Source organism: Marinobacterium nitratireducens, from assembly GCF_014645375.1.
Classification (GTDB): Bacteria; Pseudomonadota; Gammaproteobacteria; order Pseudomonadales; family Balneatricaceae; genus Marinobacterium_A; species Marinobacterium_A nitratireducens.
This window is the reverse complement of the sequence record NZ_BMLT01000002.1, coordinates 415,579-427,736: the sequence shown is the minus strand read 5'-3', so window position 1 is coordinate 427,736 and position 12,158 is coordinate 415,579. Positions and strand designations below refer to the sequence as shown.

The following is a 12,158-nucleotide window of genomic DNA, read 5'->3' as shown; positions in this document are numbered from 1 at the left end:
CGGGTGACGGGTGACGGGTGACGGGTGACATGTTACGGGCAAAGGCCGCCGCACAACCGTCCCGAAACCACGGACCGGAGGGTGGGTAGAGCGATGCATCGCAGCGGCTTCAAGACCGGCACCGGACCAAGGGCATCGCGAAACCGCCAGGGACGGTGGAAATCCTGTAAACGCAGGAGCGGTTTTCAGGGAACCCGCAATATCGATTGCAGTACAGATCGATTGGCGTCGGTTGGTAGAGCGGCGGGCGCAATACCGCTCTTCGCTCGCGGAGCGAGCTCCTACGCCGACACTCACCAGGGCAGTTCGGAGCCATCCCAACTGAGGAAGCGCCCGCTGGGACCGCCACGGTTTTCTTCCAGCACCTGCAGCAACTGGCGCACCGTGCGTTCGACGCTGAACAGTTTCTCCGGCGCCACTCTTTTGCTGAACGGCGCCGACAGCTCGGTGGCAGTGGTGCCCGGATGCAGGCACAGCAACTGCAAATGGGGAAAGCGACGGCGCATCTCGATCGACGCGGTTTTCATCAGCATATTGAGCGCAGCCTTCGAAGCCCGATAGCTGTACCAGCCGCCGAGCTCGTTTTCGGCGATGCTGCCGACCCGCGCCGAGATCACGGCGAACTGGCTCGAAGTGTGATGCACCAGCAACGGGTGCAGGTGCTTTAGCAGTAACAGCGGACCCAGCGCATTGACCGACATCGAGTGTCCAAACCAGTCTCCCGAAAGCTGCGACAGGCTCTTCTCCGGCCCCTGCTCGCCCTGATGCAGTACACCGACGCAGCAGACCGCCAGTTCCAGCGGCTCCAGCAGCTGCGCTTCCATCTTCGCCACCGCGGCGGCTACGCCCGCCTCGTCGGTCAGATCCAGCATCACCCGGTGCAGCTGGCCGGGATGGCCTGCAGCCAGCTCGTCCAGAGCGCCGAGGCTGTCCGGCTGACGGTAGCTGGCATAGACATTCCAGTCGCGCTGCAACAGCGCCCTGACGAAGCCCAGGCCGATACCCCGGGTCGCGCCAACCACCAGTGCAGTTGCCATGCCCCCCCCCCCCTTGAGATCTCTGCGGTGATGTCTTCAGTCTATACGAGAACCGGCAGCGGTCACGGCGCAATCAAACGACGCAGCTCCGCCCCGCGCGCGTCGGCCAGCGCCCGTGCATAGAGATCATGGCGGCGCAAATCGTCGATCACGCCGGGCAGAACCTGCGCCAGCTCAGCCGGATCCAGCCCGGGCCTGACCCCGGGGTGATACAGAATGCGCAGCAGGCTGCAGTCCAGATCGGTCAGCAGGTCATCGGGGGTGCGGTCGTTGAAGACCGACGGGTAAGCGAGCTCGGAGTCGTTTCCGAGGCCCAGCACCTGCGTCAGCTCCTCGACAATGCAGGCGACCAGCTTGCCGTGCATCCGGGCCTGGTCGACTGGAATCACGGCAGCTGCGCCAAGGATGAGGCCGCCCTCGCTGCGCAGGCCTCCCATGCAGACGGCGCCGTGAAGGTGACGTAAAGCGCCGGCGCCGAACTCCCTGGCAATATCGCCGGCCCAGCGCCCGCTGTGGGTGAACACCAGCACCAGATTGGCCTGCTCGCGGGAACCGACCCGTGCGATATCGAGGCCGGTGATGGCGGCAAGGTGACGCAGGTGCATATCGGTCAGGCGCTCGTGCAACGCCCGGTCGCCGACGACATGGTCGATCCAGACCCGCACCGGCTGCTGCCATTTGCGAATCTCGCGCCTGCCCTCGCCATGCTCGACCGACAGCGCCACGTCCTCGAAGATTCGCGCCAGCTGCTGAGGCTGCTGCCAGCGCTCGGTCGCACAGACGGGCAGCGCCAGCAGCAACAGCAGCCAGCAGGCACGCATCAGAGCACCGCTGTGCTGAGACTCAGGATATCCACAAGCTCGACGTCGAGGCGGTCACCGGAGGCAATCGGGCCAACGCCCGCCGGCGTCCCGGTCAGCACCACATCGCCGGGCTCCAGGGTAAAGTGGTTCGAGATATAGCTCAGCAACGGCAGCACCGGGTTGAGCATGAAGCGGCTGTTGCCGTCCTGGCGGGTATCGTCGTTGACCCGCAGACGGAGCTGCACGTTCTGCAGATCCGGCACCTGATCCGCCGGCACGAACGCCGACAGCGGGCAGGCACCGTCGAAGCCCTTGGACTTCTCCCAGGGGTGCCCCTGACGCTTGAGCTCGTCCTGCAGATCGCGCAGGGTCAGATCCAGCGCCAGGCCGACGCCGGCGATGGCTGCAGCCGCCTGCTGCTCGTCCGCGCCCTTGAGACGCTTGCCGATCAGAATCGACATTTCGGTCTCGAAGTGTACCCGGCCCTGACCGGCCGGAATGGCGAACGGCTGCTCCAGCGGGACCACCGACGTGGCCGGCTTGATGAACAGCATCGGCACCGTCGGCACCGGGTTGTTCAGCTCGGCGGCATGGTCGGCGTAATTGCGGCCGACACAGACGACCTTGCCCAGCGGCAGATCGACGGCGGCGCCGCTGGCATAGCGATGGTGATAGGGCATGACGACTCCAGGTCGGTTGGAAACACAACGCAGGTCATCATAGCGCCGGCCACCCGGGCCTGCCAGGCGCGCTCAGGCCGGCACCGGCTGACGGGCCTGGCTGCGATACAGCAGCAGGCTCAGCATCAGCGTTACCGTCAGCACCAGCAGCGAGGCGACGACCACTCCGGCCCAGCCGAAACCGTGCCAGAACGGTGCCAGATAGAACCCGCCGCAGCTGGCGCCGAGGTAGTAGAACAACAGGTAGAGGGACGAAGCGCTGGCGCGCGCATGCTCGGCGTGACGGCTGACCCAGCTGCTGGCGGTCGAATGGGCGAAGAAGAAGCCGAAGCTGTTGATCAGGAAGCCGGCGATGATCGCCGTCAGCGACGGAATCAGGGTGACCAGGGTACCGCACATCAGCAACAGCACACCGAGCGCCATGCACAGCGGCTGCGACAGCCGTTGCGCGATACGTCCCGAGAGCGCCGACCCTACGGTACCGCTCAGGTAGGTCAAGAACAGCATGCCCAGAAACTGCGCCGACAGGCCGTAGGGCGCTTCGGCCAGCATGAAGGTGGCGTAGCTGTACTGATTGATGAAGATGAAGAAGTTCAGGCCGCCGATCAGGTAAGCGCCCAGCAGCAAGGGGTTGCGAAGGTGGTCGCCCAGATCGCGCAGCATCAGCGCCGGCCGCAGCGGCTTGGCACTGAAGCCGCGTGACGGCGGCAGCAGCAGCGCAACCGCGGCCAGCAGCAACGCACTGACGCAGGCCATTGCCATGAACGCCTGCGACCAGCCGAAGTGCTCGCCGACGAAACCGCCCACCAGGCGGCCGCCGACACCGCCGAGGGTGTTGCCGCTGATGTAGAAGCCCACCGCCAGCAGCAGCGCCTTGCGGCTGAATTCGTCACCCATATAGGCGATCGCGATGGCCGGCAGACCGCCCAGGAAGAACCCCTGCAATGCACGCAACCCAAGCAGCAGACCGTAGCTCTGGGTAAACGACAGCGCCAGGGTGGTGAGGGTAACGCCCGCCATCGTCAGCAGAATGATGCCGCGGCGACCCAGCGCATCCGACAGCGGCCCATAGACCAGCAACGACAGTCCCAGGGTCAGGGTGGTGACGGTGAAGCTCCAGCCTGCCTGGAGCGGCGAAATGCCGAAATCCTCTGCAATCATCGGCAGCAGCGGCTGGGTAACGTAGACGTTGGCGAAAATCATCACCGAACCCAGGCAAAGCGCCAGCGTCGCCTGCCAGAATGCCCTGCTGCCTGCTTCTATCATTGCACCACCTGTTCACTTGTTGATCAGACGACACAGCTTAAAGCTTTACCTTTCATCATAAAAATATATACTTTTTATCAATCTAATAAGAGCCTGTTATGCAATGGACGTTAAGCCGCTGCGGTATTTCACCGAGGTCGCCCGTCACAACAGTTTCACCCGCGCCGCAGAAGCCCTGCACGTCGCCCAGCCGGCCGTCAGCATGGCGATCCGAAAGCTCGAGGCCGAACTGGAACTGACGCTGTTCCACCGTCAGGACCGCCAGGTCAGCCTGACCGACGAAGGCGTCCGGCTCCTTACGCATGCCGAGCGCATCCTCAGGGCCGTCGACGATGCCCGGCTGGAAATGGAAGAGCTGCGTGGGCTGAGCCGGGGCGAGGTCAGGGTCGGCATCCCCAGCATGCTCGGTTCCTATTATTTTCCGCCGATTCTGATGGCCTTCAGGCATCGGCACCCGAACCTCAATCTCTCGGTCGTCGAAGCAGGAACCGGCTCGCTGCAGCAGATGCTCGAGCAAAGCGAGCTGGACCTGGCGGTGATCGTGGCCGAAGAGGTGCCGGAGGCGCTCGAGGCGCGCAGTTTTCTGCGCGAGCAGATGATGGTGGCCGTGGCCCGCGACCACCCGTTCGCCCGCCAGCTCGACGTCGCGCTGAGCGACTTCTTCGATCAGGAGCTGGTGATGTTCCCCCGCGGCTACTTCCACCGCCGGGTCGTCGACCGGCTGGCCGGCGCGTCGGGACGCACACCGGACATCGGTTTCGAAACCAGCCTGCTACCGCTGATCAAGTCGATCGTGAAGCAGGGCTTCGGCATTTCGACGCTGCTGGCGATGGTGCTGCAGGACGACCCCGACCTGGTGGCGCTGCCGTTTTCGGATCCGGTCTGGCTGGATCTGTCGATCGCCTGGCGCCGCGACGGCTACCTGTCCCGTGCCAACCGCGCCTTTGTCGACTTCGTATTGGAACAGACGGGGACAGTAGAAAGCTAAACGCGGCAATTCGGAGGGTGGGTGCAGCGATGCAATGGCAACACCCGTCATTGTACGGGCATCGCGGAACTGCCATGGACGGTGGGAATCCTGACAACGCAGGAGCAGCTGCCGGGGAACCCGCAGCATCGATCGCAGTACGGATCAATTGGTATCGGCCAGCACAGATGTTGGGGCTGCTCCTGTGTCGCTTGACCCAACCAACAGCTGTTCACTCGCCGCTCTAACCTCTATGATGCTGCCTTTCATTCTTGGAGGATCCCGCAATGCTGCACGTTAACGAATATTTCGAAGGCAAGGTCAAGTCGATCGGTTTCGAGAACAGCGAAGGCCGCGTCACCACCGGCGTTATGGAAGCCGGCGAGTACGAATTCGGCACCAGCGAGAAGGAACGCATGGTGGTCTGCAGCGGCGAGCTGATCGTCAAACTGCCGGGCAGCGAAGAATTCCAGTCGTTTCCGTCCGGTACCGCGTTCGACGTCGCGGCCAACCAGAAATTCCAGCTGAAGGTCGAGCAGCCGACGGCCTATATCTGCTTCTACGGCTAGTACCGCAGCAGACAGCGCCTGGGCCGGATCCGGCCCAGACTGGCTCATATCAAGTTGAATAAATTTCCAGCAAACACCAAGCCTAGACCAAACTCATTCATGTAACTCTGTGCTACCATAGCCCGTCTTAACCGCCCGCCACTTTATCTAACGAGTCCCACAGAAATGAGCAAGACCACTTCTCTGGAAAAAAGCAAAATCAGGATTCTGCTGCTGGAAGGTGTCCACCAGTCCGCGGTCGACACCCTGAACGCGCAGGGTTACACCAACATCGAGTACCTCACCGGTTCGCTGCCGGAAGAGGAACTGATCGAGAAGATCCAGGACGTTCACTTCATCGGCATCCGTTCCCGTACCCAGCTGAATGAGAAGGTACTGGCGGCGGCCGACAAACTCGTCGCCATTGGTTGCTTCTGTATCGGTACCAACCAGGTCAGCCTGCCTGCAGCGACCGAGCGCGGCATCGTCGTCTTCAACGCGCCCTACTCCAACACCCGTTCCGTCGCGGAGCTGGTGCTGGCCGAAGCCATCATCCTGCTGCGCGGCGTCGCCGAGAAGAGCGCCAAGGCGCACCGCGGCATCTGGCAGAAAACCGCGAAGAACTCCTACGAGATCCGCGGCAAGAAGCTGGGCATCGTCGGCTACGGCAGCATCGGCTCGCAGCTGAGCGTGCTGGCCGAGTCTCTCGGCATGGAAGTGTACTTCTACGACGTCGTTACCAAGCTGCCGCTGGGCAACGCCACCCAGCTGGGTTCACTGCAGGAACTGCTGTCGACCTGCGACGTGATCTCGCTGCACGTTCCGGAAACCGCGGCGACCAAGGACATGATGGGTGCCGAGCAGTTCGCACAGATCAAGCAGGGCGCCATCTTCATCAACGCCGCCCGCGGTACCGTGGTCGACATCGACGCCCTCTGCGCCGCGCTTTCCAGCGGTCAGGTTCTCGGCGCCGCCGTCGACGTCTTCCCGGTCGAGCCGCGCAGCAACGACGACGAGTTCATTTCGCCGCTGCGTGAATTCGACAACGTCATTCTGACCCCGCACGTCGGCGGTTCGACCATGGAAGCGCAGCAGAACATCGGTTACGAAGTCGCGGAAAAGCTGGTCAAGTACAGCGACAACGGCTCCACCATCACTTCCGTCAACTTCCCGGAAGTGGCGCTGCCGGCACACGCCAACGTCCACCGTCTGCTGCACGTTCACCGCAACATTCCGGGCATCCTCAGCAAGATCAACACGGTATTTTCCGAGAACAACATCAACATCTCGGGTCAGTACCTGCAGACCAACGAAAAGGTCGGCTACGTGGTGATCGACGTCGACGCGGACTACTCCGAAGTCGCGCTCGAGAAGATCGCCGAAATCGAAGGCACCATCCGCGCCCGCCGTCTGTTCTGACGCTCGCCGGCGGCGGCTCCGGCCGCCGCCATTTGCGCAGATACCCGCACCGCCTGTCAGGCGGCCTGCAGTACCTGCTGCAGCAACCGGCCGATCGGCCGGAACACCTGCCGCCGCAGACCCTCCGCCTCGTTCACCAGGTGGTGCCGCGCACCATCGACCAGCTCCAGCTGCCGCGCCGGATACAGGCGCCCGAGAACCTGCAGGTTGTGACGCCAGTCCACGGTGCCGTCTTCGGTGCCCTGAATCACCAGCGGCGCCCCCGCAAGCACGGGACTCGTCTCGATCATCTCGATCCACTCAAGCATTGCACGCACCCAGCTGACCGCGATATAGGGATGCTGCAGAGGGTCCTCCTCGCGCAGAAAACGCACGAAGTCGGGATCATGGGAATTCTCCGTGTACATGCGCCGGACATACTTGAGAAAGCGGCCGAACCAGCGATAGCGACGCTGGATCAGCTGCAGCCTCGCCGGCCGCACCAGCGGCGCCAGGAAAACCCGCCCCTGCACCGGCCACGGCTGCGATGCCTGGCGCTCAAGGCGCTGTTGCTCCATCAGTATCGCCGCGCCGGTGCTCTGTCCGATCAGCACCAGCGGGCCCGGCAGCTCGTGCCGATGCCGTTCGAGCAACAGCGACAGCTGGTTGGCGTAGCTGGAAAAATGATCAATCGACAGCGCCGGGCCGCTGGACAGGCCGTGCCCCGGAAGGTCATAGATCAGTACCCGCCAGCCCGAACGCAGCAGGTAGTCGATCAGGTGTCGGTAGAGCCCGGCATGATCCATGTAACCATGCACCACCACGGCCGTTCCCTCGGGCGGCCGCAACGGCCGGAAACACTGCGCCACCAGCGAAACCGGGCCGATACGTTCGACGCCGATGCTGTAGCGACAGCCCGTCATCAGCGCCGCCAGCCCGTAGACTTCCAGATAGGCCTGCAACGGCGGCGCGCACAGGCTGACATCTGCCGGCGAGAAGGCGTCGAGTCCGTCGCGGATTTGTCTGGGATCGAGCATCGTCATGGTGGCTCCTCGGCGTTCACCTGCCATACACGCGAGCGGCGATAACCTGCGCACTAACGTTCGAGGAAGCCGTGTCAGCCTCAGACATGACTTACCTAGCAGGCCCTGTAAACACTATATTAGAGATCCAACCGTTAGTGCGAGCTTACAGCCAGATGAAAGATTGGTTGCCGGCATTGTTATGGCTGCTGCTGTTGTTACCGCTCTCGACCCGGGCCGATCTCGACAGCGATATCGAGCAGCTCGGCACCCGTCTGCAGCAGTATCAGTCCGACTCCCTGTCCGCGCAGGAGCAGGCCACCCGGGACAAACTGCAGAAAACACTGGATACCCTCGAGCAGCAAAAGGAACTCGAGCAGCGTATCGACAAGCTGCGACAGGAGCTGATCGAGCAACCCGAGCGTATCGCGAAGCTTAAACAGCAACCCCGGCCAAAGGCCGCCGTCGACCTGCCGTCGACGCTGGAAAGCCTCAACCGGGACCAGCTGCAACAGCGGCTGACACTGGTCAAGGCGTCTTTGCTGGATCAGCGCAAGGAGCGGGAACGCCTGCAGCAGGAAGGGGAGATGGTGGAGCAGAAGCGACTGAGCCTGCGCGAACAGTTGTCGCTGCTGCAGCGTGCCGGGAACACCGGCGAGGTACCGGGCAGCGGCCCGCGTGACGAAGCCTCGCAACTGCTCGAGAACGCCAGGTTCGAGCAGCGCAGTCTGCAGATGCAGGCACTGGAGCTCGAATTGCTGGCCTTGCCGGGACGGGCTGAGATCAACACCCTGCAACTCGAAGCCCTGAATCTCAGCATCGCCCGCAATGAGGTCGGGCTGGAGCAGCTCGAGCAGGCGCTGCGCCAGCGCCTGCGCAGCCAGACCGAAGAAGCGATCAGCGGACTGCAGTCCCGGGAACAGCAGGACCCGGATCCGGCCGTGCAGACACTCGGAGAGCGTAATATCGCCCTGAGTGAAGAGATGCGCCAGGTCCTCAATGACATCGAAGCGGCCGACAACCAGCGCCGCCAGCTCGAACAGCACCTCAAATCCGTCGACGAGGCCTACCGTACCATCTCCCAGCAGCTGGAACTGAATATCCGCTATGTCGGCACCGAGCTGCACCAGTTGCTGTCCGGTCTGAGCCGTCCGCTGAATACCGAGCGCACCCGTTCCCGAATCAACGAGCTGCGTCTGCGCAACCTGCAGCTGAGCAAGAGCGCAATCAACGCCGAGCAGGTGCTGCGCGGCGACGCGCCGCCGGAACCGGCGCCGGCTGCAGAGGCCCTGGCGCGATACCGCAGCGTGCTCGGCGACCGCGCGCAGCTGCTCGAGCAGCTGCGCGACGCCAACCTGAACCTGATCACCGAGCTGTCGACACTGCTGTCGGTTCAGACCAACATCAACGAACGCACCGACCAGGCCCGCAAACTGATCAATCAAAAGCTGTTGTGGCTGCCAAGCGTTACGCCGATCGGTCTCGACTGGGCGGCACAGATCGCGGCCAGCCGACAACTGCTCGGCGAGCACTGGCAGCAGATGTCGCCGCGCATGACACTGAAATACTCGCGGGACCTTCCGGCGGCCTTTACCGCTCTGGCACTGGTGACACTCGCGGCCCTGTGGCTCTCGCCCTATCAGAAACGCAAGAAGACGCTGTGGCGGCGCCAGATCGGCAACGTGATGCAGGACCGGTTCTGGAACACCCTGCGACTGCTGCTGTTCGGCCCGCTGATCGCCCTGCCGGTCCCGCTGCTGCTCTACATACTGGCGACCCGGACACTCGACCCGTCGCTGGCGGACTACTTCGCCATCCAGCCGTTGCTGCTGACCGCCGCCAGCGTGATCTGGGCCTTTCACTGTCTGTGGCTGTGGCTCAGCCCGTCGGGGCTCTTCAACAGCCACTTCGGACTCGACGCGGCGCTGGCGCGCACCCTGCGCCGGCGCCTGATAGCGCTGTTCCTGTTCGGACTGCCATTGCTGCTGGCGGTGATTTACATCCTTCGCACCCCGCTGGATACGGAAGTGCTGAAGCCGGGGCTTGAACGTCTGCTGATGCTGGCCCTGACCGGACTGATCGCCATGCTCTGGGGCAGCCTGCTGCCGTCCCACCCCCTGATCAACAAGCTGACCTCGAGCCGGCACTGGTGGATGCGGGCGGAGTTCTGGATCATCGGACTGGTGGCGTTCAACCTGCTGCTGATGATCATGATGCTGATCGGCTACGTCTTTACCGCCCAGGTGCTGATGCTGACGCTGCTGAAAATACTGCTGACCTGCCTCGCGGTCTTTATCATCCACCGCCTCACGCTGCGCTGGCTGCTGATCGCCGAGCGCAAACTGTCCTTCGACCGCTCGCTGGCGCGACGTGCCGAAATGCTTGCCGCGCGGGAGAAGAAAAAGGAGCACCGCGAGGAAGAACCGCCGGTCAGCACCGACTACCTCAATATCCAGACCATTTCCGAACAGTCCCGCAAACTGCTGGCGGCGCTCTGCTGGCTGCTGCTGCTGGTACTGCTGTGGCTGAACGTGGGCGACTTGCTGCCGGCGCTGGACGTGCTGGACCAGCTGGTGCTCTGGTCCAGCATCAGTACCGGCGCGTCCGGCGAGTTTCTGGCCAATGTCACGCTCAAGGACCTGCTGCTGGCCTCGTTGCTGCTCGGGCTCAGCATTCTCGCCGCCTCCAACCTGCCAGGGCTGCTTGAACTGCTGATACTGCGGCACATGACGCTGGCGCCCGGCACCGGTTATGCGGTCACGACGCTGATACGCTACGCCCTGATCATGGCCGGCATTCTGTTCAGCGCCGACACCCTCGGACTGCAATGGTCGAAGCTGCAATGGCTGGTGGCGGCGCTTGGCGTCGGCCTTGGCTTCGGCCTGCAGGAAATCGTCGCCAACTTTGTCTCGGGCCTGATCATCCTGTTCGAGAAGCCGGCACGCATCGGCGACACCGTCACCATCGGCGGCGTCAGCGGCACGGTGACGCGGATCCAGATACGCAGCACCACCGTCGTCGACTGGGACCGCAAGGAAGTGATCATTCCCAACAAGACCTTCATCACCGACCAGCTGATCAACTGGTCGCTGACAGATTCGACCACCCGTATCGTCATCCCGGTGGGCGTGGCATACGGTTCGGATACCGACCGGGCCCGCATCCTAATGGTCGAAGCGGCCCGGGAAACCGAGCGGGTGCTGACGGATCCCAAGCCGGAAGCCTTCTTTATCGGCTTCGGCGCCAGCACCCTGGACCTGGAGCTGCGTCTCTTCGTCAGCAGCATGGCCGACCGCCTGGAAGTGACCCACAGCGTCAACTCCACCATCGCGCGCAAATTCGCCGATGCCGGCCTGGAAATTGCTTTCCCTCAGCTGGACGTGCATCTTTATCGCAGCGGTCGCCCCAGTGGCCGCACCAAACCCGCAGAAGGAGAAGACTGAATGGCGTCACCCGGCAAGCTTATGCACAGCTGCACCCTGCCCCTGCGCTGGGGCGATATGGATGCCTATGGTCACGTCAACAACGTGACCTATATCCGCTACCTCGAAGAAGCCAGGGTACAGATGCTGACCCGAATGGGCACCGGACTGGAGGGGGCAGACCAGGCTCCGGTGGTGATCAATGTCGGTTTCACCTTTCTCCAGCAGCTGACCTATCCGGACAGCGTCCGCGTGGAATGTTACGCGGCGGATCCGGGACGTTCGAGCTTCATGGTCAACTACCGACTCTTCGCCGAATCCGCCCCCGAGGCACTGGCCGGAGAAGGCTATTCCAAGGTCGTCTGGATCGACCGCAGGACCGGCCGCTCGGTGACCTTGCCGGACGCGGTCCGCAGCCAGCTGGAAAACTGAGCAGCCCCGCCCCCAAAACAGCGCGAAAAAGGAGTTTCAGAGTGTCACAGGACCTCGACAAAAGCCCGTCCCGGGCGACTGACGGCGACGGCGGAAACGCCCGCATCATCTACATTCTCTATCTGGTCAGTCTGTTGGTCGGCATAACCGCACTGATCGGCGTGGTCATGGCCTATGTCTACAGGAGCGACGCTCCACCCTGGCTGCGAGAACACTACCGCTGGCAAATACGAACATTCTGGATCGGCATTTTGTATACATTTATCGGTTCCCTGCTCACCGGTGTCGGCGTCGGTTTCCTCGTTCTGCTGGCCGTTCTGGTATGGTTCATCGTTCGCTGCGTCAAGGGACTTCAGCGCCTCGGCAGAGGTGAAGCACCGGAAGATTCGGGCTCCTGGCTGTTCTGATACAGTCACATAAATCTGAGTGATTGTGACTATATTCCGAAAATCCGGCACTTTAGCCCCGGACGACGCGACAATTCGGCCGAATTCGGTTAAATTACCGCGTCGCACAATAGACAAAGAAGAACCCGGTATCGGGTGCCTCGCCCCGTTCGGGAGAGAAAGAACAAGCAAAGAGG

11 protein-coding genes are annotated in these 12,158 nt (G+C 62.8%); 6 read left to right on the top strand and 5 right to left on the bottom strand.

Features of this window, described 5'->3' with window-relative positions; translation table 11 throughout:
- Positions 1–293: 293 nt before the first annotated feature.
- The 4 genes from IEX85_RS04890 to IEX85_RS04875 form a co-directional block, all read right to left on the bottom strand.
- On the bottom strand, positions 294–1,037 hold the full coding sequence (locus tag IEX85_RS04890) for an SDR family NAD(P)-dependent oxidoreductase (protein ID WP_188858922.1): 744 nt from the start codon (positions 1,035–1,037) through the stop codon (positions 294–296).
- Positions 1,038–1,099: 62 nt separating this feature from the next.
- Complete coding sequence (locus IEX85_RS04885; RefSeq protein ID WP_188858920.1) at positions 1,100–1,858, bottom strand: DUF2927 domain-containing protein; 759 nt, start codon at positions 1,856–1,858, stop codon at positions 1,100–1,102.
- Positions 1,858–2,520, bottom strand: coding sequence for a fumarylacetoacetate hydrolase family protein (locus tag IEX85_RS04880; RefSeq protein ID WP_188858918.1), 663 nt, complete (start codon positions 2,518–2,520; stop codon positions 1,858–1,860). Before IEX85_RS04880 ends, IEX85_RS04885 begins: the two co-directional genes overlap by 1 nt.
- Positions 2,521–2,592: 72 nt before the next feature.
- On the bottom strand, positions 2,593–3,786 hold the full coding sequence (locus IEX85_RS04875; RefSeq protein WP_188858916.1) for an MFS transporter: 1,194 nt from the start codon (positions 3,784–3,786) through the stop codon (positions 2,593–2,595).
- Positions 3,787–3,889: 103 nt separating this feature from the next.
- Between IEX85_RS04875 and IEX85_RS04870 the strand changes: the two genes are divergently transcribed.
- The 3 genes from IEX85_RS04870 (at position 3,890) to serA (ending at position 6,720) form a co-directional block, all read left to right on the top strand.
- On the top strand, positions 3,890–4,774 hold the full coding sequence (locus tag IEX85_RS04870; protein ID WP_188858914.1) for a LysR family transcriptional regulator: 885 nt from the start codon (positions 3,890–3,892) through the stop codon (positions 4,772–4,774).
- A 266-nt stretch (positions 4,775–5,040) separates the two neighbouring features.
- The gene (gene ppnP, locus IEX85_RS04865) at positions 5,041–5,322 is read left to right on the top strand and encodes a pyrimidine/purine nucleoside phosphorylase (RefSeq protein ID WP_188858913.1); all 282 of its coding nucleotides are present in this window, start codon (positions 5,041–5,043) and stop codon (positions 5,320–5,322) included.
- 165 nt (positions 5,323–5,487) lie between these two features.
- A complete protein-coding gene (serA, locus tag IEX85_RS04860) occupies positions 5,488–6,720 on the top strand; it encodes a phosphoglycerate dehydrogenase (protein WP_188858911.1) in 1,233 nt (410 codons plus the stop codon).
- A 56-nt stretch (positions 6,721–6,776) separates the two neighbouring features.
- On the opposite strand, the gene IEX85_RS04855 is transcribed toward serA, so the two are convergent.
- Positions 6,777–7,742 carry an alpha/beta hydrolase gene (locus IEX85_RS04855; RefSeq protein ID WP_188858909.1) on the bottom strand — a complete coding sequence of 322 codons (966 nt, stop codon included), beginning with the start codon at positions 7,740–7,742 and terminating at the stop codon, positions 6,777–6,779.
- 155 nt (positions 7,743–7,897) lie between these two features.
- Between IEX85_RS04855 and IEX85_RS04850 the strand changes: the two genes are divergently transcribed.
- From IEX85_RS04850 to IEX85_RS04840, 3 genes are read left to right on the top strand one after another with little or no spacing between them, the layout of a single operon-like run.
- A complete protein-coding gene (locus tag IEX85_RS04850) occupies positions 7,898–11,164 on the top strand; it encodes a mechanosensitive ion channel domain-containing protein (protein ID WP_188858908.1) in 3,267 nt (1,088 codons plus the stop codon).
- Positions 11,165–11,575, top strand: coding sequence for an acyl-CoA thioesterase (locus IEX85_RS04845; RefSeq protein WP_188858906.1), 411 nt, complete (start codon positions 11,165–11,167; stop codon positions 11,573–11,575).
- Between the two features lie 41 nt (positions 11,576–11,616).
- Positions 11,617–11,982, top strand: coding sequence for a DUF4870 family protein (locus IEX85_RS04840; protein WP_188858904.1), 366 nt, complete (start codon positions 11,617–11,619; stop codon positions 11,980–11,982).
- The last annotated feature ends 176 nt before the right edge of the window (positions 11,983–12,158 follow it).

What these genes read in the sequence shown, in the direction of transcription:
- IEX85_RS04890 (WP_188858922.1), bottom strand. Translation starts at nt 1,037, where the DNA reads ATGGCAACTGCACTGGTGGTTGGCGCGACCCGGGGTATCGGCCTGGGC.
- IEX85_RS04885 (WP_188858920.1), bottom strand. Translation starts at nt 1,858, where the DNA reads ATGCGTGCCTGCTGGCTGCTGTTGCTGCTGGCGCTGCCCGTCTGTGCG.
- IEX85_RS04880 (WP_188858918.1), bottom strand. Translation starts at nt 2,520, where the DNA reads ATGCCCTATCACCATCGCTATGCCAGCGGCGCCGCCGTCGATCTGCCG.
- IEX85_RS04875 (WP_188858916.1), bottom strand. Translation starts at nt 3,786, where the DNA reads ATGATAGAAGCAGGCAGCAGGGCATTCTGGCAGGCGACGCTGGCGCTT.
- IEX85_RS04870 (WP_188858914.1), top strand. Translation starts at nt 3,890, where the DNA reads ATGGACGTTAAGCCGCTGCGGTATTTCACCGAGGTCGCCCGTCACAAC.
- ppnP (WP_188858913.1), top strand. Translation starts at nt 5,041, where the DNA reads ATGCTGCACGTTAACGAATATTTCGAAGGCAAGGTCAAGTCGATCGGT.
- serA (WP_188858911.1), top strand. Translation starts at nt 5,488, where the DNA reads ATGAGCAAGACCACTTCTCTGGAAAAAAGCAAAATCAGGATTCTGCTG.
- IEX85_RS04855 (WP_188858909.1), bottom strand. Translation starts at nt 7,742, where the DNA reads ATGACGATGCTCGATCCCAGACAAATCCGCGACGGACTCGACGCCTTC.
- IEX85_RS04850 (WP_188858908.1), top strand. Translation starts at nt 7,898, where the DNA reads ATGAAAGATTGGTTGCCGGCATTGTTATGGCTGCTGCTGTTGTTACCG.
- IEX85_RS04845 (WP_188858906.1), top strand. Translation starts at nt 11,165, where the DNA reads ATGGCGTCACCCGGCAAGCTTATGCACAGCTGCACCCTGCCCCTGCGC.